The organism is Jiella marina, from assembly GCF_024359545.1.
Lineage (GTDB): Bacteria > Pseudomonadota > Alphaproteobacteria > Rhizobiales > Rhizobiaceae > Jiella.
In genome coordinates this window covers 215160-240802 of the sequence record NZ_JAKQZG010000005.1, presented here as the reverse complement: position 1 = coordinate 240802, position 25643 = coordinate 215160, and the positions used below count along the sequence as shown (strand labels likewise).

25 protein-coding genes are annotated in these 25643 nt (G+C 63.8%); 7 read left to right on the top strand and 18 right to left on the bottom strand.

What is annotated here, in order from left to right:
• The first annotated feature begins 53 nt into the window (after positions 1–53).
• Positions 54–368, top strand: coding sequence for an NIPSNAP family protein (locus MF134_RS11375; RefSeq protein ID WP_255339571.1), 315 nt, complete (start codon positions 54–56; stop codon positions 366–368).
• 50 nt (positions 369–418) lie between these two features.
• Here the strand turns inward: MF134_RS11375 and MF134_RS11370 are convergent, their stop codons facing one another.
• Entirely contained in the window at positions 419–1330 is a 912-nt protein-coding gene (locus MF134_RS11370) for a LysR substrate-binding domain-containing protein (RefSeq protein WP_255339570.1), read from the bottom strand.
• Between the two features lie 243 nt (positions 1331–1573).
• Between MF134_RS11370 and MF134_RS11365 the strand changes: the two genes are divergently transcribed.
• The 5 genes from MF134_RS11365 (at position 1574) to MF134_RS11345 (ending at position 7252) form a co-directional block, all read left to right on the top strand.
• Positions 1574–3238, top strand: a complete 1665-nt coding sequence (locus MF134_RS11365) for a thiamine pyrophosphate-binding protein (RefSeq protein WP_255339569.1) — start codon at positions 1574–1576, stop codon at positions 3236–3238.
• Positions 3239–3379: 141 nt separating this feature from the next.
• Positions 3380–4360 carry a tripartite tricarboxylate transporter substrate binding protein gene (locus tag MF134_RS11360; RefSeq protein WP_255339568.1) on the top strand — a complete coding sequence of 327 codons (981 nt, stop codon included), beginning with the start codon at positions 3380–3382 and terminating at the stop codon, positions 4358–4360.
• A 95-nt stretch (positions 4361–4455) separates the two neighbouring features.
• On the top strand, positions 4456–4944 hold the full coding sequence (locus MF134_RS11355) for a tripartite tricarboxylate transporter TctB family protein (RefSeq protein ID WP_255339567.1): 489 nt from the start codon (positions 4456–4458) through the stop codon (positions 4942–4944).
• Positions 4941–6491, top strand: coding sequence for a tripartite tricarboxylate transporter permease (locus MF134_RS11350; protein ID WP_255339566.1), 1551 nt, complete (start codon positions 4941–4943; stop codon positions 6489–6491). The genes MF134_RS11355 and MF134_RS11350 overlap by 4 nt, the downstream gene beginning before the upstream one ends.
• Complete coding sequence (locus MF134_RS11345) at positions 6488–7252, top strand: sulfite exporter TauE/SafE family protein (RefSeq protein WP_255339565.1); 765 nt, start codon at positions 6488–6490, stop codon at positions 7250–7252. Before MF134_RS11350 ends, MF134_RS11345 begins: the two co-directional genes overlap by 4 nt.
• Positions 7253–7314: 62 nt before the next feature.
• Here MF134_RS11345 and hydA read toward each other — a convergent pair whose 3' ends face one another.
• The 9 genes from hydA to MF134_RS11300 form a co-directional block, all read right to left on the bottom strand.
• Positions 7315–8721: a dihydropyrimidinase gene (gene hydA / locus MF134_RS11340; protein ID WP_255339564.1), complete on the bottom strand. Its 1407-nt coding sequence runs from the start codon at positions 8719–8721 to the stop codon at positions 7315–7317.
• Between the two features lie 14 nt (positions 8722–8735).
• Positions 8736–9953: a cysteine desulfurase-like protein gene (locus MF134_RS11335; protein ID WP_255339563.1), complete on the bottom strand. Its 1218-nt coding sequence runs from the start codon at positions 9951–9953 to the stop codon at positions 8736–8738.
• A 62-nt stretch (positions 9954–10015) separates the two neighbouring features.
• Positions 10016–10765, bottom strand: a complete 750-nt coding sequence (locus MF134_RS11330) for an amino acid ABC transporter ATP-binding protein (protein WP_304363724.1) — start codon at positions 10763–10765, stop codon at positions 10016–10018.
• On the bottom strand, positions 10765–11439 hold the full coding sequence (locus tag MF134_RS11325; protein ID WP_255339562.1) for an amino acid ABC transporter permease: 675 nt from the start codon (positions 11437–11439) through the stop codon (positions 10765–10767). The genes MF134_RS11330 and MF134_RS11325 overlap by 1 nt, the downstream gene beginning before the upstream one ends.
• 90 nt (positions 11440–11529) lie before the next feature.
• Positions 11530–12324, bottom strand: a complete 795-nt coding sequence (locus tag MF134_RS11320; RefSeq protein WP_255339561.1) for a basic amino acid ABC transporter substrate-binding protein — start codon at positions 12322–12324, stop codon at positions 11530–11532.
• A gap of 262 nt (positions 12325–12586) precedes the next feature.
• Positions 12587–13282: a GntR family transcriptional regulator gene (locus tag MF134_RS11315; protein ID WP_255339560.1), complete on the bottom strand. Its 696-nt coding sequence runs from the start codon at positions 13280–13282 to the stop codon at positions 12587–12589.
• A gap of 175 nt (positions 13283–13457) precedes the next feature.
• Positions 13458–13931: a nuclear transport factor 2 family protein gene (locus MF134_RS11310; protein ID WP_255339559.1), complete on the bottom strand. Its 474-nt coding sequence runs from the start codon at positions 13929–13931 to the stop codon at positions 13458–13460.
• Positions 13932–13933: 2 nt separating this feature from the next.
• Entirely contained in the window at positions 13934–14563 is a 630-nt protein-coding gene (locus MF134_RS11305; RefSeq protein WP_255339558.1) for a pyridoxamine 5'-phosphate oxidase family protein, read from the bottom strand.
• A gap of 91 nt (positions 14564–14654) precedes the next feature.
• Positions 14655–15200 (bottom strand): carboxymuconolactone decarboxylase family protein, encoded by a 546-nt coding sequence (locus MF134_RS11300; protein ID WP_255339557.1) that lies wholly within the window; start codon positions 15198–15200, stop codon positions 14655–14657.
• A gap of 118 nt (positions 15201–15318) precedes the next feature.
• Between MF134_RS11300 and MF134_RS11295 the strand changes: the two genes are divergently transcribed.
• Positions 15319–16245 carry a LysR family transcriptional regulator gene (locus tag MF134_RS11295; protein WP_255339556.1) on the top strand — a complete coding sequence of 309 codons (927 nt, stop codon included), beginning with the start codon at positions 15319–15321 and terminating at the stop codon, positions 16243–16245.
• Positions 16246–16386: 141 nt separating this feature from the next.
• On the opposite strand, the gene MF134_RS11290 is transcribed toward MF134_RS11295, so the two are convergent.
• From MF134_RS11290 to MF134_RS11255, 8 genes are all read right to left on the bottom strand, one after another.
• A complete protein-coding gene (locus tag MF134_RS11290) occupies positions 16387–17349 on the bottom strand; it encodes a pirin family protein (RefSeq protein ID WP_255339555.1) in 963 nt (320 codons plus the stop codon).
• A 122-nt stretch (positions 17350–17471) separates the two neighbouring features.
• Positions 17472–18149, bottom strand: coding sequence for a YoaK family protein (locus tag MF134_RS11285; protein WP_255339554.1), 678 nt, complete (start codon positions 18147–18149; stop codon positions 17472–17474).
• A 203-nt stretch (positions 18150–18352) separates the two neighbouring features.
• Positions 18353–20212 (bottom strand): amidohydrolase, encoded by a 1860-nt coding sequence (locus MF134_RS11280; protein WP_255339553.1) that lies wholly within the window; start codon positions 20210–20212, stop codon positions 18353–18355.
• 163 nt (positions 20213–20375) lie between these two features.
• The gene (locus MF134_RS11275; RefSeq protein ID WP_255339552.1) at positions 20376–21062 is read right to left on the bottom strand and encodes a hydrolase; all 687 of its coding nucleotides are present in this window, start codon (positions 21060–21062) and stop codon (positions 20376–20378) included.
• A 24-nt stretch (positions 21063–21086) separates the two neighbouring features.
• Positions 21087–21332 carry a DUF1427 family protein gene (locus MF134_RS11270; protein ID WP_255339551.1) on the bottom strand — a complete coding sequence of 82 codons (246 nt, stop codon included), beginning with the start codon at positions 21330–21332 and terminating at the stop codon, positions 21087–21089.
• A gap of 768 nt (positions 21333–22100) precedes the next feature.
• The gene (gene yjfF, locus MF134_RS11265; RefSeq protein ID WP_255339550.1) at positions 22101–23081 is read right to left on the bottom strand and encodes a galactofuranose ABC transporter, permease protein YjfF; all 981 of its coding nucleotides are present in this window, start codon (positions 23079–23081) and stop codon (positions 22101–22103) included.
• Positions 23078–24112, bottom strand: a complete 1035-nt coding sequence (locus MF134_RS11260) for an ABC transporter permease (protein ID WP_255339549.1) — start codon at positions 24110–24112, stop codon at positions 23078–23080. The genes yjfF and MF134_RS11260 overlap by 4 nt, the downstream gene beginning before the upstream one ends.
• Before the next feature lie 11 nt (positions 24113–24123).
• Complete coding sequence (locus tag MF134_RS11255; RefSeq protein WP_255339548.1) at positions 24124–25632, bottom strand: sugar ABC transporter ATP-binding protein; 1509 nt, start codon at positions 25630–25632, stop codon at positions 24124–24126.
• Positions 25633–25643: the final 11 nt, after the last annotated feature.

Here is a 25643-nt window from a genome sequence, read left to right as displayed (position 1 = left end):
GGACGGCGCCGATCGTTTCGATGGGCGCCGAAGATTTGCCCACAGGAGAGACCATGTTCGTCGATGAGCGCATCTACACGCTTCATGCCGGCAAGGTGCCGACCTTCCTCAAGCTGTACGAGGAGGAAGGCATGGCGGTGCAGACCCGCATTCTCGGCAAGATGGTGGGCTACTATTTCACCGATGTCGGACCGCTGAACCAGATCGTCCACATGTGGGGCTATGAAAGCCTCGACGACCGCTACGAACGGCGGAAGGCGCTGCAGGCATCGCCGGAATGGCAGGCTTATGCCGAAAAGATGCGCCCCCTCGTCACCCACGTGGAAAACAAGATCCTCGTTCCCGCGCCCTTCTTCGAGGTCCCGTAAGCCAAGGCTGACCTTTTTTTTCGACCAAGCGGCGACTCCCAGTCCGCCCGTCACGGTTTCGGCCGCATGACTGCCGGCAGTTCCAGGCTCTGGTCCCTGACGATCTCCAGAACCCGGTGGTGGAACTCGACGATCGCCCGACTTTTCACACTGTCCGCGCGATAGGCGATCCCGAGCTTGCGGATGAGCGGTTCGGAGCCCGGCAAGGGCAGGTGTTTGAGCGGCAGCGGCGTCAGGGCCACAAACGGTCGAGGCGCGATCGAGACGCCGAGATTGAACAGAACCATTGAGGAGATCGATTCCAGATTCTCCAGCTCCATCGCTTCGCGAACGATGATACCGTGGTCCTGGAGCCACTGCTCGATATCGGCGCCCACCACCGCACTGCGGGTGAAGCGGATGAAGGGTCGGGTCTGCAGGAGCTCGAGCGCATCCGAACTCTCGGTCTCCTGCGAGACGAGAACCTTCATCGGTTCGTCGACGATGTCCAGCCAGGCGAAGTTGCGTGGGAGGAGCCGCGGTTTGGAGACTATCGCAAGGTCGAGGGTGCCCCGCTCGATCTGCTGGATCAGCGGGATCGTCAGGCCCGGCACCACGCTGACATTGAGCCTCGGATAATCCCGTTTCAGGCGCGCGATGGTCATCGGCACCATGGCGTTGAGGGTCGTGGAGACCGCCCCGACGCTGAGGACCCCCGAGAGGCCGGTATCGCCGAGGACCGACGGGACGATGCCATCATAGGCGGCGACGACCTCCCGCGCTCGCGCGACGAGCGCCCGCCCCGTCGGCGTCAATTCCGGCGTACGCTTCGTTCGGTCGAAGATCTTGACCCCCCACTCCTCTTCGAGCCCGCGCATCTGCTGGCTGACGGCGGCGTGGGTAAGAAAAACCGCGTCGGCGGCGGCCGTGAAGGTGCCGCGTTCCTCGATCGCGATGAGCGTTTTCAGCACACGAATGGTCATTTCGCCCCTTGAATTATGTAAGCCAGATTATCGAAAAGCGTTAGAATTTGTGCCTTTCGTATAAACTATCTTTCCAATATCGTTTCTAAACAAGCCATAGAGAGCGGGTGAAATCCTGCCGGGCCAGGGGAGGAAAGTTCAAAAGATGCGACACTCGTCCTTTTCAGCTTCTGGCAGCGCACATGACCCGTCGCGTCGGCCGATCGATCGGAACGGGGCGCTGTCGCCGTTGAAAGGCCTGCCGTGCTGACGCGGGTCGAAACGAAAGCCGACGAGGGAAAAGCGGGCGAGACCAAGTCGCGTGGCGCCGACCTTCTGGTCCGCATGCTGAGTGCAGCCGGCGTGACGAGAATCTACAGCCTGTCCGGCAATCAGATCATGCCGGTCTACGATGCCTGCATCGATGCCAACATCGAGATCGTGCATACGCGCCATGAGGCCGCGGCCGTGTTCATGGCCGATGCCCACTCGCAGCTTACGGGCAGCCTCGGCGTTGCGCTGGTGACAGCCGCACCGGGAGCCATGAATGCCCTCGGCGCACTCTACAGCGCGCGCACCTCCGAAAGCCCGGTCCTTCTTCTGACAGGCGATTCGTCGGTCTCGCAGGACGGCATGGGTGCCTTCCAGGAACTCGATCAGGTTTCCATCATCCGGCCGCTCGTGAAGTCGTCGCGGCGGCCGGGAAGCGCCGAAGACCTTCGCGAAGCGCTGGCCGAAGCGGTCCGGACCGCCTTGTCGGGCCGTCGCGGACCGGCCCATATCGCCCTTCCCTTCGACGTTCTGGAATCCGACGCGACGCCCGAGACGATCGATCCACATCTGTTCAATGTTGAGGATGAGGTAGGTCGAGCCGAGGATCGCGCGTTCGTTCTCGACGCCGTCAAGCGCGCCGAGAGACCACTCGTCCTCTGCGGTCCGAGCCTTTCGACCACTCGCCGGGGTGATCTTGCCGAACGGCTGGCCGACAAACTCGACGCGCCCGTCCTGGTGATGGAGAGCCCGCGAGGCCTGAAAGACCCGTCTCTCGGCGCTGTCGCATCGGTCCTGCCCGAGGCGGACCTCATCGTCTCGCTGGGCAAACCGATCGACTTCACGCTCGGCTTCGGAAAGCCCGCGGCTTCCGACTGTCGCTGGATCGTCCTCGATCCGGACTCCGCCGAGATCGACCGCGCGGCCCGCAATCTTGGCGATCGTCTGTCGCATTCCCTTGTCATGGATGCCCGACCCTTCGCCGAAGCGCTCATCGCGGACTCATCACACCAACCGGACGCGGCTCGGAAAGACTGGCGCGAGACGGTCGCGCAGGCCGTCAGCGCCCGCACCGAACCCGGCGACGAAGAGCAACCCGGCACCCGCATTCCCCCGCAGGCCCTGACCGCAGCCGTCCAGCGCAGGTTGGACAAGGCTTCGGAGAGCGTCGTCGTCTGCGACGGCGGAGAGTTCGGACAGTGGGCGCAGGCGGGAACGCGCGGCACCAGGCGCATCGTCAACGGTGTCTCCGGGGCGATCGGCGGCGCACCCTGCTACGCCCTTGCAGCCAAGCTCGCCCGGCCGGATGCGACGGTGTATGCCCTCATGGGCGACGGAACGGTCGGCTTTCACCTCGCCGAGTTCGAAACGGCGGCCCGGGAAGGCGCCGCTTTCGTTGCGGTCGTCGGCAACGACATGTGCTGGAATGCCGAGCATCAGATCCAACTCCGCCAGTACGGCGCCGATCGCCTGATCGGCTGCCATCTGTCGGACGCCCGCTATGATCTCGCCGTGGCAGCCCTCGGGGGCCATGGCGAGTACGTCACAGACCTCGCCGATCTCGACGCCGCTCTCGCGCGGGCCGAAGCATCGGGCACGGTCGCCCTGGTCAATGTCCTGATCGAGGGGCGTCCGGCACCCAGCGGCGCCGGGCACTGAGGAGCAGTCATTTCGCGGCGTGACGGTATTCGACGCCGCGGGCAATCGCCGAACTCCGATGGAGCGCGGCCTTCGGATCGCTTCGCCTTGGGAGGGGCGGCCACCCGGAGATCGAATACCACGAGAAAACGGGAGGACCCTATGAAACTGAAATCACTCGCCATGGCCTTCGGCCTTGCAGCAACCGCGCTGAGCGCGGCGCCTGCTCTTGCGGAATATCCCGAGCGGCCGGTCCAGATCGTCATTCCTTACGGTCCGGGCGGCGCGACCGATCTTTCGGCCCGCGCGCTCGCAACGGCTCTCGGCTCTCAGTCAGAACAGCCCTTCGTGCTGGTCAACCGGACAGGTGCCGGCGGCGCGACCGGCTCGGCGGCAGTCGCCAATGCGGAAGGCGACGGCTACACCGTCCTTGCCGCCCGCGTCGGCTCGCACACGGTCAATCCGGCCATGAAGGCGAACCTGCCCTACAAGCTCGAGGATTTCCGCTTCGTCGGGGTCTACGAGATCAATCCGGTGGTCTGCGCGGTTTCCGCGAATTCCGACATCGAGACGATGGACGATCTCGTCGCCATGGCGAAGGACGACCCGGCGGCCGTGCGCTATTCCTCCTCCGGCGTCGGCTCGATGCTGCAGATCGCAGCGGCGATGGTGCTCGATTCCTTCGGCGTCGAGAATGTTCGCGAGGTAACCCATCTGCCGCTTGCCGGCGGCGGCGAAGCCGCGCTGGCGGTGTACCAGGGCACAGCGACCTTCGTTTGCACCAATTCGTCGGCGCTCGCGAGCTTCGTCAAGAACGGCCAGCTTCGCCCCATCCTTGTCACGACGGCCGAGCCGTTGGAAGGCTTCGACGCGCCCACCGCCGCATCGCTCGGCCACGAGGATCTGGAAGCGCTCGTTGGCTGGACAGGGATCGCCGGGCCGGATGACATGCCCGACGAGGCTGCCGAACAGTGGCGCAGCTGGCTCGCCGAAGCGGTGAAGGACGAGACCTTCCTCAACTTCATGAAGCAGGCTGGATCGAAGATTGATCTGATGTCGCCAGAAGAATCCCTCGAATTCGTCAACAACCAGTACCAGACCTTCTCGCGGCTCGTCGAAGACCTGGGCCTGCGCGTCGAGTAGTCACGGACGTTGAGAAGAAGAGCGTCCCGCATCGGGCGCTCTTCTTCGCTTCGCATCGCAGCGACTGGCTCAACGCGGAGAAAGGGAAAGGCTTCATGCTCTCGCGCCGCATCGAGTTCGTGCTCTCGGCATTTATCGTCGTCTTCGGACTGCTCCTCTGCTTCGTCGCCATCCCGCTCGGCGTCGACACGCCGTCATCCATGCGGTCGATCCTTCTGTCACCGGCCTTCTGGCCGACGATTCTCGCGGTCGGCCTGACCGCCGCGGGCGTCCTCCTCGGTATCGCCCAGTTGCGTCGCAAGCGTGAGGATGTCGGCGACGTCTTCGAGCCGCTCGTCGGCTCCGAGATCCTCCGCCTTGTCGGCTTCGTCGTTCTCGCGGTGATCTATTTCGAGGCGATCGCCTTCATCGGGATGGTCTGGGCGTCGGTGCTGGCCTTCGCCGCCTTCGTCTTTCTGACCGGAGCACCGAACAAGATCATCGGACTGGCCGCCGCTCTGATCCTGCCGATCCTCCTCTTCGCCTTCTTCTACCATGTGGCGGGGGTCAACATCCCGCAAAGCGACGTCCTGAGGCTGCCATGACCCTGATGGACCAGATTGGGATGGGCTTTGGGCTCGTTGCCCAATGGCAGAGCGTTGGCTACCTCGTCCTCGGCGTCACGATCGGCGTCATCGCCGGCGCCATTCCAGGCATGTCGGCCGTGATGGCCGTGGCGCTCACTTTGCCCTTCACCTTTTCACTTCAGCCGATCTTCGGCATCCTGCTGCTCCTCGGCGTTTACAAGGGCGGTGTCTTCGGCGGCTCGATACCGGCCATCCTGATCAAGACGCCGGGAACGCCCGCTTCCTCGGCGACCACCATCGACGGCTATCCGCTGGCGGAGAAGGGACAGGCCGGCAAGGCGCTCGACATGGCGCTCTACGCGTCCTGCATCGCCGATCTCGTCTCCAATCTCGCTCTCATCCTCTTCGCGGGCTGGCTCGCTTCCTTCGCGCTGCAATTCGGCCCGCCGGAGTTCTTCACCCTCATTCTCTTCTCCCTGACCATCATCGCAGGCGTCTCCGGCGACAGCCTTCTGAAGGGCTGCGTCTCCGCCATCCTGGGCCTTCTCCTCGCGACCGTGGGTCTCGATCTTGTCTACGGCACCGATCGCTTCATCTTCGGCTCGGCCAACCTGATGGGCGGTCTCAACTTCATTGCCGTCCTGATCGGTCTCTTCGCGATCCCCGAGATTTTCGCCTATGTGCGAAATCCCAAGGAGATCGATGGAGACGTGCGCAAGCTCGGCCATGTCCATCTGAGCTTCACCGAATTCCGACATTCCTTGAAGTCGATCATCCGAGGCTCCTTCATCGGCGTCATACTCGGCGCCATTCCGGGGATCGGCGCGGCGCCGGCCGCCTTTGTTTCCTATTCGGAAGCACGGCGCAATTCGCCCAATCGCGCCAATTTCGGCAAGGGCGAGGTGGAAGGCGTCGCGGCGGCCGAGGCCGGCAATAACGGCGTTGCCGGCGCGACGCTCATTCCGCTGCTTGCTCTTGGCGTGCCGGGAGACGTGACGACCGCGATCATCATCGGCGCCTTCATGATCCACGGGCTGCAGCCGGGCCCCATGATGTTCGCCACGAATGGCGATATCATCTACGCCATCTTCATCGGCCTCGTCCTGTCCTCCGTCATTCTCTTGCTCGTAGGCGGGGCGGCGATCCGCGGTTTCCGCTATATCGCGGACGTGCCCCGCTACGTTCTTCTGCCGAGCGTCCTTGTCCTCTCGGTCTACGGTGTCTTCGCCGTCAACAATTCCGTCTTCGACGTCGGGGTGATGTTTGCGATCGGAGCGATCGGTTATGGCATGCTGCTCCTGCGCATCCCGGCAGCCCCCTTCGTCATCGCCTTCATTCTCGGGCCGCTTCTGGAAAACAATTTCCGGCAGTCGCTCCTGATGTCGCAGGGTTCGCTCGACATTTTCGTCCGCGGGCCGATCACCTGGTTCTTCTGGAGCCTCACACTGCTCGCCGTCGCGGTCATCATCCGCCAGACACTTCAGGCCAGCAGGGAGAGAGCCGTTCTCACCCCGTTGGGGACGCCCTCTGCAATGTCCTCGTCCGGGACGCGGCCTGCGGAATGAATGCCATCGACCCTTTCGATCCGGCATCCCTTGCGCTTCTGGTGGCGATCTTCGTCGCCGGCGGCATGGTCAAGGGGGCCCTCGGTTTCGGTCTGCCATTGACGACGATGGCGATCCTGCCGTTCTTCGTACCCGTCGACTTCGCGCTTGCCGTCAATGCGCTGGTGCTGCCCTTCACCAACATCGCGCAGTTCATCCAGGCCAAACGCATGCGCGAGACGATCTACCGGTTTCGCCTCGTGTTGCTGGGTGTGGCTTTCGGCGTGCCTGTCGGCGCCATGCTCGTCAGCCGGATTTCCGACAGTGCGCTTCTCATCGCGCTCGGTGTGTTCGTGCTTCTCTTCGTCGGTCTGACGTTGACCAGGCCAGCCCTTGCCATCGCCGCACCGGCGGAACGCCCGGTCGGACTGGGCGTCGGTGTCGCGGCCGGCATCGTCGGAGCGCTGACGACGGCGAACGGTCCTCTGTTCGTGATGTATCTTGTCGGCCTGAAGGTCGACCGCAAGCTCTTCGTTTCGACCCTCAGCCTTCTCTTCATCGTTTCCGGAGTGCTGATCTCCGGGACCTTCGTGGCGGCCGGGCTCATCGACACGACACGTCTCGCCATCAGCGCCCTGTGCATTCCGGCGTCCCTCGCCGGGATGGCAGCCGGCAATGCGATCGGCGATCGCATCTCCGCCGACCGGTTCCGGCTGGCCGTCCTCCTGTTTCTCGCATTTCTCGCAGTGAACCTGATCCTGACCGGCGCAGCTGAACTCTGATCGGGTGCCCTTTATTGGACCGGATCACCTCGCATGTGGGTCCGACGGTTCAGGTCGACCGGTCACACAGGGCCGGCCAGGGGCGAACGTTTCCGCTCGAGATAGCGGCCCGCCCGCGCCGCTTCCGTCAATTCTCCCGCCTCAAGGACGACCTTGCCTCCGCGGATGATCGTCGTCGGCCATCCGGTGATCGCCAAGCCCTCATAGGGCGAATAGTCGGACGCGTCGTGGAGATCGGCGTGACGGATCGTGCGGGTCTCGTTGGGGTCCCAGATCGCGAGGTCGGCATCCGCTCCGATGGCAATGGTGCCCTTTCGCGGGTAAAGACCATAGGTCTTGGCGTGGTTGGTCGACGTCAGCGCCACGAAGCGCGGCAGATCGATCCGGCCCTTCATCACGCCTTCCGAGAACAGGATCGGCAGGCGTGTCTCGATGCCCGGAATGCCATTGGGGATATGGCGGAAATTCTCCCGGCCCTTCGGGTTCAGCTTGCCGTGATCGTCCTCGTAGCGAAACGGGCAATGGTCGGAGGAATAAAGATCGAAGACGCCGCGCTCGATCCCCTCCCAGCAGGCGACCTGGCTTTCCTTGTCGCGGGGCGGCGGTGAGCAGACGAACTTCGCACCCTCCCAGTCCATGCCGTCGAGATCCTCGGCCGTCAGCATCAGATATTGCGGGCAGGTCTCGCCGATCACCTTCCGGCCGCGGCGGCGGGCGCGCTCGATCTCCTCCATCGACTCGCGATTGGAGACGTGAACGATGACGAGCGGCGTGTCGACGATCTCGGCAAGCGAGAGCGCGCGATGGGTGGCTTCGCGTTCGGCCGCGATCGGCCTTGTGGTCGCGTGCGACTTCGGCTCGACGCGCCCTTCCGCCTCGTGGACGCCGACGAGATAACGGATCGCATCCTCGTTCTCGCAATGGACCATGACGAGCGCGCCAGTGCGCCGGGCCGTGTCGAGAACGCCGAGGATCTGCGCGTCCGACAGGCGAAGATCCTCATAAGTCATGAAGACCTTGAGCGAGGTGTAGCCGTCTTCGACCAGGGCCGGCAGCTCCTGGCCGAGCACCTGGGCGCTCGGGTCTGAGACGATCATGTGGAAGCTGACGTCGGTGTAGCAATTGCCCTCGGCGAGCGCGTGATAGTCCTTCAGCGCCGCCCGGAGCCCCTCCCCCTTCCGCTGCAGACAGAAGGGCATGATCGTCGTGTTGCCGCCGAAGAGCGCCGAGCGCGTGCCGCTCTCGAAATCGTCCGCCATGACGATCCCCTCGCCCGAGGGCTGGGAGATATGCACATGGCTGTCGATGCCGCCGGGCAGGACATAGCGGCCGGAAGCACCAACCGTTTCGGCCGACGGACCCAGATCGCGGCCGATCTGGACGATCACACCGTCCTTAACGGCCACGTCGGCTTCGAAGACGTCGGAGGCGGTGGCGATCGTGCCGCCGCGGATCAGGAGATCGAACATGTCGCCCCTCCCGTTCAAAGGCTGGGTTCGAGGGCGGCGATCAGGCGGTCGACCTCCTCGAGTGTGTTGTAGTGAACCATCGACACGCGGACGACGCCGTTCCGGTCCATCAGGCCGAGGTCGTCGATCAGCCGGTAGGCGTAGAAATGACCGTGGCGGATGCCGACCTTGGCCGGGTCCACGGCCTCGACGACGGCCTTTGAACCCCGGTCCTCGACGGTGAAGCTGACGGTAGCGACCCGGTCCTCGATCGCGCTGGAGCGGCGCCCGATGATGCGCACGGAGTTGCGGCTTTCCAGAAAATCCATGAGACGCGCGGTGATCGCCCGCTCCTGCTCGGCAATGTCGGCAAAGCCCGCCTCGATGGCAGCGCGCCCCTCGCCAGCGCCGGCCTTTCGGCCGAGTTCCTCGACATAGTCGACGGCGCCGATCGCCCCGTAGGCGCATTCGTAATTGATGTTGCCGGGCTCCAGCTTGTGGGGCACGGAATCCTTGGAAAAGAAGAAGTGGTAGATGTTGTCGAGCTCGCGGAGCTTGTCCTTGCGGCCCCACATCACCGCGAAATGCGGTCCGAACACCTTGTAGCTCGAAAAGACGTAGTAGTCCGCGCCGAGCGTCTGCATGTCGAGCGCACGGTGGGGCGCGTAGGCGACGCCGTCGACGCACAACTCGGCCCCCGCCGCATGGACGATCTCGGCGATCTCGGGGATCGGATTGATGGTGCCGAGAATATTGGAGGCGTGGGTGACGCAGACGAGCTTGGTGCGCTCGCTGATCAGACTCTTCAGCCCGTCGAGTTCCAGTTCGAAGGTCTCCGGATTGCAGCGCCAGAATTTGACGACGACCCCGCGCGCTTCGTGCTTCAGCCACGGCCCGATATTGGCCTCGTGATCAACGTTGGTGACGATGATCTCGTCGCCCGGCTGCAGCCGTCCGACCATCGCCTCGGACAGATAGCGAAGGAGCGCCGTGGTGGAGGCGCCCATGACGATTTCGGACGGGTCGGCATTCATGTAGTGGGCATAGGCCTTGCGCGCTTCGCGCACCCGCTCGGTCGACTTCAGGCTCGGCGCGTAGCTCGCCCCGGTCTGCACGTTCGAGGTCAGGAGATAGTCCGAGACCCGCTCCGCCACGCGGGCGAGCGTCTGGCTGCCGCCGGCATTGTCCATGAAGGCCCATTCGCCGGCGAGCGCCGGGAACTGGCTGCGGACGAAATCAAGATCGAGTGCCATCTGTCATGCCTTTGTCGTCGCACACTGCCGCGGCCCGCAAGGGCGCGGCAGCACAATGTGGTTCAATGGTTGAGCACCGCGTCTAGGAAGGCCCTGGCGCGCTCGCTCGAAGGGTTGGTGAAGAATATGTCCGGATCGGCGATTTCCTTGATCTCGCCGGCCTCCATGAACACGATGCGATCGGCGATCTTGCGCGCGAACCCCATCTCGTGGGTGACGAGAAGCATGGTCGTGCCGCCATCGACGAGACCGCGAATGACGTCGAGGACTTCCCCCACCATCTCCGGATCGAGCGCCGAGGTGGGCTCGTCGAAGAGCAGGATATGCGGCTCCATGGCGAGCGCCCGGGCGATGCCGACGCGCTGCTGCTGACCGCCGGAGAGCTGGATCGGATATTTGTCGGCCTGCTCGCCGATGCCGACCCGTTCGAGCAGGGTCCGCGCACGCTTGCGCGCGGCGTCCCAGGACATCTTGCGCACCCTCACCGGCCCGAGTGCGACATTGTCGAGGACGGTGAGGTTGGGGAAGAGGTTGAAGGCCTGGAAGACCATGCCGACTTCCTCACGCACCTGGCGCAGGGCGCGGCCTTCCTCGACGCGGATGCCGTCGACGATGATTTCACCGTCTTCGTAGGTCTCGAGCAGGTTGATGCAGCGGATCAGCGTGGATTTGCCCGAACCGGAGGGGCCGAGCAGCACGACGACCTCCCCTGTAGCCACCTCGAGATCGACGCTCTTCAGCGCCTCGAACTTGCCGAAGCGTTTGGTGACGCCGCGCATCTGGATGATCGGTTTATCTTCGATCTTGGCCATCAGCGCCTCGCGGAGCGGCCGAGCCGCTTTTCGAACACCGCGACGAGACGCACCAGCGGCAGAAGGAGAATGAGATAGAGGATCGCGGCGCCGATCAGCGGCGTCGGGTTGGCGGCCAGCGCCTGGGCCTGTGTCGCCTGTTTCAGAAGATCCGGCATCGCGACGACGGAGGCGAGCGCGGTGTCCTTCATGACGTTGATCGAATTGTTGGTGAGCGGCGGAACGACGATCCGGATCGCCTGGGGCAGGATCACATCGCGCATCAGGTCGAAGGTCGACAGGCCGATCGATTGCCCGGCCTCGAACTGGCCGCGCGGGATCGCCTCGATGCCGGCGCGATAGATCTCAGCCGTATAGGCGCTTGAGATCATGGTCAGCGCCGTCGCGGCGGAGGCGAAGGGGGAGAGACGTATCCCCAGAAACGGCAAGGCATAATAGACGATGACAAGCCAGACGAGAACGGGAATGGCCCGGAACACATCGACATAGCCGATCACTAGGAAGCGGATCGGTGCCGCACCGTAAAGCCGCCCCATTGCGAGGACGAGCCCGCCGATCAGACCGAGGACGATCGACAGGAATCCGAGCGCGATCGTCCGCCACAGGCCTTCCAGAAGAAGTGGCATGTAGCGGACGAGAACGTCGATATTGAAGAATGTGGAGACGATGTCCATCGGCAGCGCGATCTGACCTTCGGTCGAACGAGTGAGCGGCCGCCCGACAAGATTCGGGCGGCCGCACGTTAATCAGGTCCGGTCAGACCCTTACGATTTCGGCTGCGGCATGTCGCGCTTTTCGACCGTGCTGGTCGTGTCTTCGGGAGCTGAACCGAACCACTTTTCGTGAAGGTCGGCGATGTAGCCCTCGTCCTTCAGCGTATCGAGGACCTCGTTGACCTTCCCGGCAAGTTCGGAGTCCTTGGCGAACATCATCGAATACTGCTCGCCCGTGGTCAGCCGCTCGACGACCTCCATGTCCGGCTTGTCACGCAGATAGTAGGCAACGGCCGGAATGTCGGAGACGTAGCCGTCGATGCGGCCGGCCTGGAGGTCGAGCATCGCAGGGTTCAGACCCTCGTAGCGGCGGATCTCCGTAAGGCCCCAGTCGCTCTCGCGCTCCGTGGCATACATGTCGCCCGTCGAGCCGGTATCGACACCGACGACCTTGCCATCGAGGTCTTCCTGGCTCTTGACGTCGGAATCGGTGCGCGCAGCGAGCGACTGATCACTGTCGTAATAAGGCTGGGCGAAGGAAACGGATTCCAGCCGCTCGTCGGTGATGGTGATCGAGGAGATCGCGACGTCGATCCGGCCCGACTGCACGGCCGAGAACAAGCCGTTGAACGGGATATTCTGGATGTCGACCTCGTCATAGCCGAGACGGTCGGCGACCTCCTTCAAGAGTTCCACCTCGAAACCGACGATCTCGCCGTTCTCGTCCTGGAACTCCCACGGCACGTTGCCGACATTGGCGCCGGCCGTGAGCGTCTCGGCCAGGGTCGGCGTCGAAACCAGTGCGCCGAAGGCGACCGTGGCGGCGAAAAACGATTTTCCAATCATGCGTTTGTCCTTCGTGTCAGGGTGCAGTCTGGGAAAGTTGTGTGGTCCGTGTCGAGACTCGCTGCATGCTCAGGCAGCACGCTGCCTCTTTTTTCTGCATGCAGTTTTATGGTCTAAGTGTATGCACTTTTGACGGACGTTGAAAAGGCCCGCGCCGGATTATTTTCGTTCACCCGTCGCGCAGGCATGCACCATCGCCCTCGCGTCCGGTGAGGCCGGGCGAGCCGCGAAAAGATACAGAGCTTGTCCCCGCAGAAGTGGATCAGCCCGGAATGAAGGGGGCGAGGATGGCAGCGAGATCCTGCGTCGGTTGTTCCGAGGCGAGCACCTTCGCGCGGCCTGCCACGGCAGACAGATGGCCGGTCATCTCCTGCGCCGCGGCCTGGGCGTCGCCCCTTTCCAGGGCGTCGACGATCCGGCGATGTTCTTCGATCGCGCAGTCGTTCGAATGCGGGCGGCCATAGGTCGAGAGCGCCAGTCCACTGCGATAGGCCACCTCAGTGACGTATCGCTCGAGGATCGGACGTCCGGTCATTCCGGCGAGGATGACGTGGAAGTCCGTTGCGAGCCGGATCGATTCCGACTCGCTGCCGAGTTCGGTCGCAGCCTGCTCGGCGACATGGCGCCTGAGCTCTCCGACCTGTTCGGCCGTGATGGAAGCCGCGAGACACTCGGCGACGAGCGCTTCGAGAGCGATCCGGATTTCGAACGTGTCCCGGGCTTCCTCGACCGTGGGCGTCGCAACCACCGCCTTTCGATTGCGCCGCAGATTGACGAGGCCTTCGGCGGCGAGTTGCCCAAGGGCCTGGCGCGCGATCGTGCGGCTGACACCGAAGCTCTCGCCGAGCGCGTCTTCGGGAAGCTTGTCGCCCGGCGAAAGCGCCCGCTCTATTATCGCCCGCCGGAGCGCGGCGCAGATCTGGGCGACGCGGTCGACGGCATCTCTTTTCGGCTTCATGGCATTCTGCGCAGTGGTCATCGCCACCGAACTAGCGAGAATTGCCCCATGTGAGAATAGCGATTTTCGTGCGGACGGCATATCGGCCGTGATTGCCGTCCGACGATGACGTGGATCGGTGGGACCGAGGGCAACTTTGTCCGCTCTGACTTCGGATGCACTTCCGACGGGTTGCTCAAAGGCCCAATGCGTTGAGGCCTGGATGATCCTCGGGCCTCCGGCCGGAAGGCCAGTGGAACTTGCGCTCGCTCTCGGCGATCGGCAGGTCGTTGATGCTGGCGATCCGGCGCGCCATCAGGCCGTTGGGCGCGAATTCCCAGTTTTCGTTGCCGTATGAGCGGAACCATTGGCCCCTGTCGTCGTGCCATTCATAGGCGAAACGCACGGCGATCCGGTTTTCCCGGAAGGCCCAGATCTCCTTGATCAGGCGATAGTCCAGCTCACGCTGCCACTTGCCTGTGAGGAACGAGACGATCGCGGCTCGGCCCTCGATGAACTCGGCGCGGTTGCGCCAGACGCAGTCGGGCGTATAGGCCAGCGAGACTCGTTCTGGGTCGCGACTGTTCCAGGCATCCTCGGCGAGGCGCACCTTCCTGGCCGCGTCTTCGAGGTTCGTGAAAGGCGGCAGTGGCGGTCGTTCGGCTTCCATCGTCATTCTCCGGTTTGATTGGCAAGTTCAGCGCTGAGCCGCGCGTTTTCTGCTTCAAGGTTCGCGATTCGGTCCGTGAGGTGACGCAAAGCGTGGGCGATATCGGCTTCGGTGAAGCGCGGCGTGATGTGCTGCGGGCAGTTCCAGTCGAACGCCTCGACACGGATGCGGAAGATGCGCTCGAACTTCGCTTCGTCGCTCGGGTCAATGACCTGTTGCGCGAGATCGGGTTCGGCCTGAATGTCGACGGTCTCGACCCGTCCGAAGATCTTGAGGCGGGCGCGCCGGGCGTAGTCCATCAGGAACAGCATCGTGCGATCGTCTGCGGCAAGATTTCCGACGCTGAGATACTGGCGGTTGCCGCGATAGTCGGGAAAGGCGAGGGTCGTGTCGTTCAGAACCTTCAGAAACCCCGGCGCCCCGCCGCGGTGTTGGACGTAGGGCCAGCCCGTTTCCGAGACGCTTGCCATGTAGAAGCTATCGCGTTCCTGGATGAAGGCGCGTTCATGCGCCGTCAGGCTATCGCATTCCGTCTGGGTTTCAGGCTCCCGATGCCGACGAGTGACGCCCGCGGCGAGTTGGGCAGCACGAACGCTTGAGGTCGTGGCGATGTCGACAAATCTGCGGGTCATAGGGACGGCCTCGTTCGTGAGGTGAGACTACAACGGGAGGGGTCGCCCCCTCCCGTCGAGCGCGTCGAAGGGTCGATGCCGAACGCCAAGATCAGGCGGCTTCCGCAGTCCGCACGACGGGGAAGTCGATCTCGGTGTCGGCGACGATGTTGATCAGGTTCGTGAAAATGTTCTCGGCGACCAGCGCGACGATCTCCACGATCTCAGCGTCCGAATAGCCGGCATCCCTGACGGAGCGGATATCCTCAGTGCCGACATGGCCACGCTCGCGAACGACATTCGCGGCGAAGCGCACCACGGCATCGGCCTTGGCATCGCCCGATCGCCCCTGCCGAGCGAGCGCCACCTCCTCGCCATCGAGCCTGGCGAGGTTCGCGGCAAGATAAGTGTGGGCGGAGAGGCAATAGTCGCAGCCATTGATCTCGGCGACGGTCAGCGCGATCCGCTCGCGGGTTCGCAGGTCGAGGGTCTTGGCGAGTGCACCGCCATTCGCCGCGAAGCCGGAAAGCACGGCCGGGCTCGACGAAAGCAGCCGGTAGAGGTTCGGAACGGTGCCGAGCTGCTTTTCGACGGCGGCGAGCACCGGCTTCGAAGCCTCGGGAGCGTCGGCGAGAGCGGGGATGGCAAGACGAGTCATGGTCATATCCTTGGGTGAAGAGGAACCGCTGTGGTTCCGATGACCAGGACATAGATTGTTCCACTGCAGCCCATAATAGGCTATTTTCGGGAAGGCAGTTCTCGATAGCTGGAATAATATGGATCGCCTCGAAGCCATGGCCCTCCTGACGAAGGTGGTCGATACGGGCAGCTTTTCCGCCGCCAGCCGCGAGACTGGCGTTCCGCTGGCGACCGTCAGCCGGAAGATCGGCGAACTCGAAACCCATCTCGGCACCCGCCTGCTTCTGCGCACCACCCGCAAGGTGTCGCTGACCGTTGCTGGCGAGGCCTATCTCGCTTCGGTACGGCGCATTCTCGATGATGTCGGGAGTGCCGAGAGGGCGGCTGCCGGGGAGTTCGAGGCCCCCCGCGGCGAGTTGCTCATCGCGGCGCCCGTCCTCTTCGGACGGCTCTTCGTGCTGCCGATCGTCATCGAGTTCCTGCAGGCGTTCCCGGAGATTTCGGCGCGGCTGACCTTTTCCGATCGCAACGTGCCGATCGTGGAGGATCATATCGATGTCGCGGTGCGGATCGGCACCCTCCCCGACAGCGGCATGATCGCCACGAATGTCGGCACGATGCGAACCGTCATCTGCGCAAGCCCGACGCTCCTTGCGCAGCATCCGCCCGTCGAACGGCCGGAGGATTTGAAGCCCCTCCCCGCCATCGCCTTCGAGTTCCGCTCACCCGTCGCGAGCTGGCGATTTCGAGATGCGGAGACCCGCTCCATCTTCGAGGTGCCGATCGCCGCTCGTCTGTCGGTCACCACGGCAGACGCGGCGCTCTTCGCGGCCTGCGAGGGCATCGGTGTGACCCGTTTGTTCCACTATCAGTGCGCCCCCGCGGTCGCGGATGGGAGGCTTCAGATCGTCCTGCCGAACTTCGAACTCGAACCGACCCCGGTGAGCCTCCTCCATGCCCAGGGCGGGCTCCTCCCCCGCAAGATCCGCACCTTCCTCGACTTCGCCACACCCCGCCTGAGGCAGCAAGTCCGCGATCTCATGGAGAGAAATCAGGCCCCGTAGTTGTAAGGGGGACAGGTTACCGGTGGTTCAGGCGAGCTGCACGGACCTGATGCCGGGCATCGCCGCCGGTGGACGTGCGAACAACGCACAGATCGCGACATAGAACGCCGGGGTCGTTCGCAAATCTCTACGCTCTTACCCTCACCCTCTGCGCGGACGGCCGCGCTCGAATTCGGGGGCGATCGGAATGAACTCGGCGTCATCGCCGGGCGGGAGCCTGAAGGGTCCGCGCTGCCAATCGGCCGCCTTCCACGCTTCTTTCGCGGCTTCGATGCGATCGGCCGATGACGAGACGAAGTTCCACCAGATGTAGCGCGGCTCGTTCAGGGTCGCGCCCCCGAGCGCCATCAGGCGTGCTCCCGCCTCCCCCGCCCGGACCGTGATCCCGTCGCCGGGGCGAAACACCATCATGCGTCCGGCCTCGAAGCGATCGCCGGCGACCTCGATCGCGCCTTCGGTGATGTAGATGCCGCGATCCTCGTGATCGTCCGGCATCGGAAAGACCGCCCCCGGAGCCAATGTGACGTCGAGATAGAAGGTCTCCGAGTGCATGGTGACCGGGCTCTCGCGGCCATAGGCGGTGCCGAGGATCAGACGTGCGGTCACCCCGCCATCTTCGATCAGCGGCAGAGCGTCCTTGCCGTGATGTTCGAAATCCGGCGCCATTTCCTCGCGATCCTCCGGCAGCGCGATCCAGGTCTGAATGCCGAACAACTGGTGCCGGCCGGAGCGGGTCTTTGCGCTGGTGCGTTCGGAATGGGTGACGCCCCGCCCGGCCACCATCCAGTTGACCTCGCCCGGGTAGATCATCTGGTGGCTGCCGAGGCTGTCGCGGTGTTCGAACTCACCCCGGTAGAGATAGGTCACGGTGCCGAGCCCGATATGGGGATGCGGGCGAACGTCGATCCCGCCATCGGTCAGGAACTCGGCCGGGCCCATCTGATCGAAGAAGATGAACGGTCCGACCATCTGACGCTTGGGCGACGGAAGCGCCCGCCTGACCTCGAACCCGCCGAGATCGCGAGCGCGAGGGATGATCAGGGTTTCGAGCGCGTCACTTCCCGTCTGAGGACATTCGGGGTTTTGCGTCGGATTCCAACTCATCGGATGATGCCCTTTGTCCTTAACAGGGAAGCGGCGATGGCCACGCATGATGGGCCCATGCGCGCAGGCGGGGAGCAGTCTTCATCATGCGCGACGGTTGGGCAGAACAGTGCCATGACAGCTTAGACCGAGTTTGACGGTTCTGGCATGCGCTTTCCGGCGGCGAGCACGAGCGCCAGGAGAAGCGCAGGCAAAATCATCGCGGCAAGCCCCAGAAACGACTGCACGATCGCCCCGAGCGCACATCCACCGGCAAAGCCGGCAATGAGCCTCAGGAATGGCGGGATCGTCGCGACATTGTCGCTGCCCGGATGGTCCGCGGCGAGCCCCAGCATCTGGGCGACGCCGATCGCCACGGAGGTGACGTTGCCCGTCATCACGGTGAAAGGAGCCCCCAGCGTCTTGTCGAGACGGTGGGCGGCGTTGAGAAGGCCCATGGCGACGACCAGCGTCATGGCGAGAAGGCCCTCCGAAACGATGGAAGGCAGGGCTGCCGCACCGGCGACGAAGGTCAGCGTCGCCGTCGTCCAGAGCAGGACCGGTGTTCGCCGCTCCGTGCCGACGCGCGTCGCGATCACCGCCCCGGCCGCCGCAGCGACGAAGAACAGCGGAAAGGAAATAATCTGAAGCATCGTCGCGCTGCCGTGCATCACATCGGCGCCGGCAACCAGCGTGCCGAGAAGGACGAAATTGCCGGTGACGTGCGCGACGAACAGGCCGTTCATATGAACGAAGACCGCCGTGTCGACATAGCCCGACAGGAAAGCGAGAGCGAGCGGCAGAGTGCTTGCAGACCTCATTGCAGGCGCCTCCGGACAGACAGGATTGCCGCAAGGGCCACGCCCGTGACGATGGGTGTGGTCGTCGTCGTGACTGCCCCCCGATCGCGGGGAACGGCCCTGCCTCGGGTGAGCGATATCCCGACCTGGCCGAGCGGATGCGGGACGACAGGGGCGTACCGGCCGGTCGGCTGCGTTCTTCTGCGAAAGCCCGGTCCCACAGCTCAGACTCCGAAGCAGGAACAGCCGAGTGCGCCCCAGAAAAGCCGCTCATCACTGACGGGGAGCGGGTTCGACCAGACGATCCCATGCCGGTGACCATGCAGTCCGCACCCATTGGCGCAGCCATCGTCACAAGCCCGCATTTCGGCGGCTGCCGGATCGAGCGGCGCGGCCCGCTGGGCGGGGCTCGCAAAGGTCGCATTCACCGCCCAGTCGGGACTTGCTGGTGGCAAGGGCGGGTTCATGTCGGCAAACTCGGCATCGCCAAACACGATCCGGCCGCCAACGATCGTCAGCACGGAGGTGATGCTCCGGATCTTCCCGTCCTCGACGGCCATCAGATCGTCGGAGAGGACAGCGATATCGGCGAACATGCCGGGCGCAAGCCGGCCCTTGACCTCCTGCTCACCGGAGAACCATGCCGAACCGGTGGTCCAGATGGCCAGCGCCTCTTCGCGCGTCAGCAGATTGTCGTCGCCATAAAGCGTCAGTCCGCCCATCGTCCTGCCGGTCGTCAGCCAGTGCATCGCGACCCAGGGATCATAGCTCGCCACCCGCGTCGCATCGGTACCGCCGCCGACCGGAAGCTCGGCCTTCAGCATTTCACGCATGGGCGGCGTCGTGCGCGCGGCATCGGCCCCGTAGCGATCAACGAAGTACTCGCCCTGAAACGCCATGCGGTGCTGCGTCGCGATCCCGCCGCCAAGGGCCTTGATCCGCTCGATATTGCGGGGACTGACGGTCTCTGCATGGTCGATGATGAACCGGGTCTTGAAGGGCTGGCGCTGGTTCACCCGCTCGAACACCGTCAGAAAGCGATCGATGGTCTCGTCATAGGTCGCGTGAATGCGGAACGGCCATTCGTTTTCGGCCAGTCGCTCGATGATCGGTTCCAGCTCGGATTCCATGACCGGTGCGAGTTCGGGGCGTGGCTCGAGAAAATTCTCGAAATCGGCGGCCGACCAGGCCAGATTCTCGCCGGCGCCGTTCATGCGCAACATGGTGTCCCCTGCCCCGGGCTCGGTCATGGCGAACCAGCGCTCATAGTCGGAGAGTTCCTGACCGGCCTTTTGCGCAAACAGATTATAGGCGATGCGCACGGTCAGCTGGCCGTCTTCGTGCAGTTGCCGGACAACGTCGTAGTCTTCCGGATAGCTCTGACCGCCACCGCCCGCGTCGATGACGCTGGTCACGCCAAGACGGTTCAATTCGCGCATGAAATGCCGTGTGGAATTGATCTGATCTTCGAGCGCCAGCCGCGGCCCCTGCGCCAGGGTCGAATAGAGGATAAGCGCCGAAGGTCTGGCAATCAGCATGCCGGTCGGATTGCCGTTGGCGTCGCGCTCGATCTCGCCGCCTGGCGGATTGGGCGTCTCCTTCCCGATGCCGAGCGCGCGCAGCGCCGCCTGGTTGAGAAGCGCACGGGAATAAAGATGGAGGACGAAGACCGGCGTGTCCGGTGCCGCTTCGTTGATCTCGGCGAGGGTCGGCATCCGCCGCTCGGCGAACTGGAATTCCGACCATCCGCCGACAACACGCACCCATTGCGGTGGGGGTGTCATGATCGCCTGCCGCCTCAGCATCGCCAAGGCGTCCTTGATGGACGGAACGTTCTCCCATCGAAGCTCAATATTGTAGGTCAGTCCGCCGCGGATCAGATGGGTGTGGCTGTCGTTGAGGCCCGGAATGACGCGTCGCTTGTTGAGGTCGACGACGGCTGTCTTCGGGCCCGCATGCGCCATGATCTCGGCATCGCGGCCGACGGACAGGATCATCCCGTCCTTGACGGCGATGGCCTCGGCCTCCGGCGTCCTGGGATCGAGCGTCGTAATCCGCCCATTGTACAGGATGAGATCGGCCATCACCTTCTCCCAATTCAGGCAGGACGCAGCATCTCGGGCCGTTCGTGGACGCGAACCGGCCAGTCCCGGATTGTCGCTTCGCTGACATGCCGGCTGCGAGCCTGCTCCCGACGCAGATGAAGGGTTCAAGCGCAGACACGGGGCCCGCAGCGGTGTCGGAGGATCAGGCCGGTTCGGGAGAGAGCGTCTGTCCCGTATGCCTTGTCCGCGTCGGCGCCTTGTGAACCATGGTGGCGGCGTAATCGATGCCCATGCCATAGGCCCCGGAATGCTCCCGAACCAAGTCCGTGACGGCTTCGTAGGTCTCCTTGCGCGCCCAGTCGCGCTGCCATTCCAACAGCACCTGCTGCCAGGTCACCGGGATCACGCCGGCCTGCACCATCCGGTCCATGGCGTATTTGTGGGCGTCGACGGAGGTGCCGCCCGAGGCGTCGGCGACCATGTAGATTTCGTAGTCGGTGTCGGCCATGCAGCTGAGCGCGAAGGTCATGTTGCAGACCTCCGTCCATAGACCTGAGACCACGACCTTCTTGCGCCCGTCGGCCGCGCTCTTGGCGAGGGCGTCGCGCACCTTCCTGTCGTCCCAGGAATTCATTGAGGTCCGCTCCAGAAGCGGCGCATTGGGAAAAACGTCGAGAAGCTCCGGATAGGTCGGGCCTGAAAAGCCTTCGGTTTCGACCGTGGTGATGACCGTCGGGATATCGAAGATCCTGGCAGCCTTGGCCAGGGCGACCGTGTTGTTCTTCAGGGTCTGGCGGTCGATCGACTGAACGCCGAACGCCATCTGCGGCTGATGATCGATGAAGATGGCCTGCGAATTCTGCGGTGTGAGCACATCGAGCTTGGACATTGCGGATCTCCGTTATTCGCGCGGTCAAAGGTTTGGCGATGAGTCGCTGTCGCGCTTTTCGGCGACGGCGAAGGATTTGAGATGCAGAGCGTTGGTGATCACGTTCGAATGACCCCGAAACCACTGCACGGCGGCTTCGCCCCCTAGCATTCCCAGAAGACCGAGGAGAGCGATGATCGGCGGCGCGGGCGAGCGGACGGCAATGAGGCCGTAGATCACGCCGATGCCAAGCCCCGCTGCAAGCGACACGACATAAGGCTGCCAGGTCATCGTCTGTCCTTCCCCCTGATGCCGCCGGCGCCGTCGATGGCGCCCAGACTCGCGGCGGCCGAATTGCAGATCCACCACATTGGACCCTGATCGCGATGAGCGCCGCTACATCGGTTGCTGGAGATGACGAGCGCTTCGCAGACACCCAGGTTGCTGAGGATACCCGCATGCCGAGTTCATAGTGGCACGCGCCAAGATGAAAGCTCGTCACACCGAAACGGACTGTGCTCTTCACCCGCCCAAAATCGAAGTCCTCGCGAAGAACCGATCTCTCGTGGCCGCTTTTGCTTTCAGTGATTTCAAGTGGTGCAGGTCTTCGACCGACGTGAGCATGCTCGCCTCTTTCGGTGAATGCATTCGTCTCGACCCAAACTAATCCTCGCAAGCACTTTTAAAAATGATAATTGTTTGGCATTTTCCATTGTCGCTTTTGCAATAATGATCTCAGGAAGAGCCGAGGCGGATCGAGGGGGTTTTCGACGTCCCTCCCGCCCTGACGAAACAGCGTCACGGTTCACGGACCAGCGGCTATCCTGGTCCTGTTGCGACAATCATGAACTGAAACGCACGACGGACACGATCGTCGCAGGCTTGCCGACCGGCAGAAGCCATGAATGGCCTCCTTCTGGCAAAAGCGGTCCGGGGTCACCTGTAAGGGTACCCACCCTCTGCGCTGGCTCCCTGAGACAGGTTCCATACGCCACGCTTGACCGGAAGCGCGCCAACGCTCATCACGCGGCTCGCTTCGCCACCGCAATCGCTCTCGTCTTATGCGAGGGCCGCATCCCTCTGCGTTCCCGTCAACTTCAGCAGCCCTTTCTGGAGAACGATGAAGAGCAGGAGCAGGAGGCCAATGACGATCTTCGTCCACCAGCTGGAGAGCGTCCCGTCGAAGACGATGTAGGTCTGGATGAGACCCATGGTCAGAACGCCGAACAGCGTGCCCACCACATAGCCCGCGCCGCCGGTCAGGATCGTGCCGCCGATGACGACGGCGGCGATGGCGGTCAACTCGGTGCCGACGGTGGCCAGCGGATAGCCCGAGCCCGTGTAGATCGAGAAGACGATACCGGAGAGACCGGCCATGAAACCGGAAAAAGCATAGACGAGGACTGTCGTCTGTCCGACGTTGACCCCCATCAAGCGCGCCGTCTGAACGCCGCCGCCGAGCGCAAAGACGCTCGCACCGAAGCGGGTGCGGTGGGCGATCAGCGCGCCGAACGCGACGGACAGGAGCATGACCACGGCAATCACCGTCAGCCGCCCCTTGCCCGGCATGAGGTAGTAGGAATCCTTGATGAATTCATAGAAGGCGTGATCGATCGGCACGGAGTCGATTGTCAGCATGTAGGCGGCGCCGCGCGCCAGAAACATGCCGGCCAGCGTGACGATGAAGGCCGGCATCGCCAGCCAGTGGATGATGAGCCCCATGAAGGCGCCAAAGGCCGTCGTCACCGACAGCAGGAGGGCGAAGACCACCAAAGGATGCAGCGACGTGTCGCGCAGGACGACCGAGATGAAGACGCCCGAGAACGCGATGACGGAACCCACCGACAGATCGATCCCGCCGGACAGGATCACCACCGTCATTCCGACGGCGACGATGCCGAGATAGGCGTTGTCCGTCAGGAGATTGCCCACGACCCGGGTCGACAGCATGTAGGGAAACTGCATCCAGCAGATCGCATAGGCGGCGATGAAGATCGCGATGGTCGCAAAGAGCGGATAAAGGCGCGCATTCGCCGTCATGGTTCGATCTCTTTGCGGGTGTGAAGCTCGGGCTCCGGCTCCCGCCGACGCATGGCCTCGTCGCGCAGGAAGCGCCATGTGTGGGCGAGATTGGGCGACTGCAGAAGCAGGATCAGAAGCACGAGCCCGGCCTTGATCACCAGATTGTATTCGGACGGGAAGCCGGCGAGCAAAATGCCGGTGTCGATGGTCTGGATGATCAGCGCACCGAGCACCGAGGCGGCGATCGAGAAACGGCCTCCGAGCAAGGAATTACCGCCGATCACCACCGCGAGGATGGCGTCGAGTTCGAGCCAGAGCCCGGCATTGTTGGCGTCCGCACCCCGAATGTCGGCGGTCGCGACGATGCCGGCAAAGGCGGCGCAGAGGCCGGATGCCATGTAGACCGCGATCAGCAGGACCCGCGCATTGACGCCCGCGAGCGCGGAGGCGGCGCGGTTGATGCCGATCGCCTCGACCAGCATTCCGAGCGCCGTTCGCCGCATCAGAAGCGTCACCGCGACGGCAAGGAGAAGCCACAGCACCGCAGGAAACGGGATGCCCAACAAGGTGCCCGAGCCGAAGAACGCGAATGCCGGATCGTTGAAGGTGAGGATGCGGCCCTCGGTGATCAGCTGCGCGACGCCGCGCCCGGAGGTCATCAGGATCAGGGTCGCAACGATCGGCTGGATGCCGATGATCGCCACGAGGATGCCGTTCCACAAGCCGCAGGCGAGACCGGCAACCATGGCCAGCAGCAGGGCCGGGACGACGCCGTAGCCGGAGGCGATGGCCCAGGCGCCGACCGCGCCGGTGATCGCCATGACCGTGCCGACGGACAGGTCGATGCCGCGTGTCGCGATCACCAGCGTCATGCCGATCGCGAGCAACGCGACCGGCGCGCCACGCTTCAAAACGTCGATGATCGGCCCGACGAACCGGCCGCGCTCGAAGCTGATCTGAATGAAGTCCGGAAAGAACAGCGTGACCAGCACAACGATGGCTGCGAGCGTCACGAGCTGCGGAGCGATCCGCGCGAGGAAACGGCTCATCAGGCGGCCTTCTACTTATGCGCACCATCGTCGGCCGCGATCGCGCGCACGATGGCGCCGGTCGTCACGTCGTCGCCGGTCAATTCCGCGACATGCTTGCGGTCGCGAACAACGATGATGCGGTCGGAGACGGCGATCAACTCGTCGAGTTCGGATGAGATGACGAGGATCGACATGCCCTCGCCCGTAATCTGGTGGATAAGCCGCAGAATTTCCGCATGGGCGCCGACATCGATGCCGCGGGTCGGTTCGTCGAGGATCAGGAAACGCGGATTCATCGCCAGCCAGCGGGCGAGCACGACCTTCTGCTGGTTGCCACCGGACAGGTCGCCGACCGCCTTGTCCGCGCCGCTCGTACGGATGTCCAGCTTCTGGATGTAAGCGTCCGCCAGGCGATCCTGCTCGGCGCGCGGGATCGGGTTCGCCCATCCGCGCCTCGCCTGGAGGGCCAGGATGATATTCTCGCGTACGGAGAGATCGGCGACGATGCCGTCCGTCTTGCGGTCTTCGGGTGCGAAGCCAAAGCCGGACCCGATGGCCTCACGCGGGTTGCCGCAGGCGACATCGCCATTTTCGTCCCGCGCCTTGCCGCTGTCGGCCGCGCGCACACCGAACATCAGCTCCGCCGTCTCGGTGCGGCCGGAACCGAGAAGTCCGGCGAGCCCGATCACCTCGCCGCGATGCACCGCAAGATCGAAGGGCTGGACGAGCCCCGAACGACCGAGATTCTCGAAGCGGATGAGCTCGGAGCGGTTCTTGGCCTCGGGATCGGTCCGCCGTCGCTCGGCGTCTTCGACTTCGGCGAGTTCGCGGCCGAGCATGTGTTCGATGAGCTTCACGCGGTCGAGACGCGCGGTTTCCTCGGTGACGATCTTCTGGCCGTTTCTCAAGACCGTCAGCCGATCGGTCAGTTCGAAGACCTGATCGAGGAAGTGCGAGACGAAGATGATGCCGAGACCCTTGTCGCGCAAAGATCGAACGACGCCGAACAGCATGCGTGTCTCTTCCGCGTCGAGGCTGGCGGTGGGTTCGTCGAGGATCAGGACTTTGCCGGATAGTTCGACGGCCCGCGCGATCGCCACGATCTGTTGGATCGCGACCGAGTAGGTCCCGAGATCTCGACCGACATCGATGTCGAGCCCGTATCCCGACAGCATTCGCCGGGCTTCCTCACGTTGGGCTCGGCCGTTGACCAGCCCGAAGCGGCGCGGCTCGCGCCCGAAGGTGAGATTCTGTGCGACCGTCAGATTGGGCAGGAGGTTGACCTCCTGATAGACGGTGCCGATCCCCAGTTCCTGGGCTTCCGACGTGGAGCCTGGCGAGATTGCAGCACCGTCGAGCCTGATCTCGCCGCTGTCGCGGCGATAGGCGCCGGTCAGGCATTTGATCAGAGTGGACTTGCCCGCACCGTTCTCGCCGAGGAGAGCATGAACTTCCCCTGCCCTCAGATCGAGGTCGACTTGATCGAGCGCTCTCGCGCCGGGGAACGACTTGCTGAGAGAGCGGATCGTCAGGAGCATCGGCATTCTTT

Coding starts and splice junctions, on each gene's coding strand:
- MF134_RS11375 (WP_255339571.1), top strand. CDS start 54: ATGTTCGTCGATGAGCGCATCTACACGCTTCATGCCGGCAAGGTGCCG.
- MF134_RS11370 (WP_255339570.1), bottom strand. CDS start 1,330: ATGACCATTCGTGTGCTGAAAACGCTCATCGCGATCGAGGAACGCGGC.
- MF134_RS11360 (WP_255339568.1), top strand. CDS start 3,380: ATGAAACTGAAATCACTCGCCATGGCCTTCGGCCTTGCAGCAACCGCG.
- MF134_RS11355 (WP_255339567.1), top strand. CDS start 4,456: ATGCTCTCGCGCCGCATCGAGTTCGTGCTCTCGGCATTTATCGTCGTC.
- MF134_RS11350 (WP_255339566.1), top strand. CDS start 4,941: ATGACCCTGATGGACCAGATTGGGATGGGCTTTGGGCTCGTTGCCCAA.
- MF134_RS11345 (WP_255339565.1), top strand. CDS start 6,488: ATGAATGCCATCGACCCTTTCGATCCGGCATCCCTTGCGCTTCTGGTG.
- hydA (WP_255339564.1), bottom strand. CDS start 8,721: ATGTTCGATCTCCTGATCCGCGGCGGCACGATCGCCACCGCCTCCGAC.
- MF134_RS11335 (WP_255339563.1), bottom strand. CDS start 9,953: ATGGCACTCGATCTTGATTTCGTCCGCAGCCAGTTCCCGGCGCTCGCC.
- MF134_RS11330 (WP_304363724.1), bottom strand. CDS start 10,765: ATGGCCAAGATCGAAGATAAACCGATCATCCAGATGCGCGGCGTCACC.
- MF134_RS11325 (WP_255339562.1), bottom strand. CDS start 11,439: ATGGACATCGTCTCCACATTCTTCAATATCGACGTTCTCGTCCGCTAC.
- MF134_RS11320 (WP_255339561.1), bottom strand. CDS start 12,324: ATGATTGGAAAATCGTTTTTCGCCGCCACGGTCGCCTTCGGCGCACTG.
- MF134_RS11315 (WP_255339560.1), bottom strand. CDS start 13,282: ATGAAGCCGAAAAGAGATGCCGTCGACCGCGTCGCCCAGATCTGCGCC.
- MF134_RS11310 (WP_255339559.1), bottom strand. CDS start 13,931: ATGGAAGCCGAACGACCGCCACTGCCGCCTTTCACGAACCTCGAAGAC.
- MF134_RS11305 (WP_255339558.1), bottom strand. CDS start 14,563: ATGACCCGCAGATTTGTCGACATCGCCACGACCTCAAGCGTTCGTGCT.
- MF134_RS11300 (WP_255339557.1), bottom strand. CDS start 15,200: ATGACTCGTCTTGCCATCCCCGCTCTCGCCGACGCTCCCGAGGCTTCG.
- MF134_RS11295 (WP_255339556.1), top strand. CDS start 15,319: ATGGATCGCCTCGAAGCCATGGCCCTCCTGACGAAGGTGGTCGATACG.
- MF134_RS11290 (WP_255339555.1), bottom strand. CDS start 17,349: ATGAGTTGGAATCCGACGCAAAACCCCGAATGTCCTCAGACGGGAAGT.
- MF134_RS11285 (WP_255339554.1), bottom strand. CDS start 18,149: ATGAGGTCTGCAAGCACTCTGCCGCTCGCTCTCGCTTTCCTGTCGGGC.
- MF134_RS11280 (WP_255339553.1), bottom strand. CDS start 20,212: ATGGCCGATCTCATCCTGTACAATGGGCGGATTACGACGCTCGATCCC.
- MF134_RS11275 (WP_255339552.1), bottom strand. CDS start 21,062: ATGTCCAAGCTCGATGTGCTCACACCGCAGAATTCGCAGGCCATCTTC.
- MF134_RS11270 (WP_255339551.1), bottom strand. CDS start 21,332: ATGACCTGGCAGCCTTATGTCGTGTCGCTTGCAGCGGGGCTTGGCATC.
- yjfF (WP_255339550.1), bottom strand. CDS start 23,081: ATGACGGCGAATGCGCGCCTTTATCCGCTCTTTGCGACCATCGCGATC.
- MF134_RS11260 (WP_255339549.1), bottom strand. CDS start 24,112: ATGAGCCGTTTCCTCGCGCGGATCGCTCCGCAGCTCGTGACGCTCGCA.
- MF134_RS11255 (WP_255339548.1), bottom strand. CDS start 25,632: ATGCTCCTGACGATCCGCTCTCTCAGCAAGTCGTTCCCCGGCGCGAGA.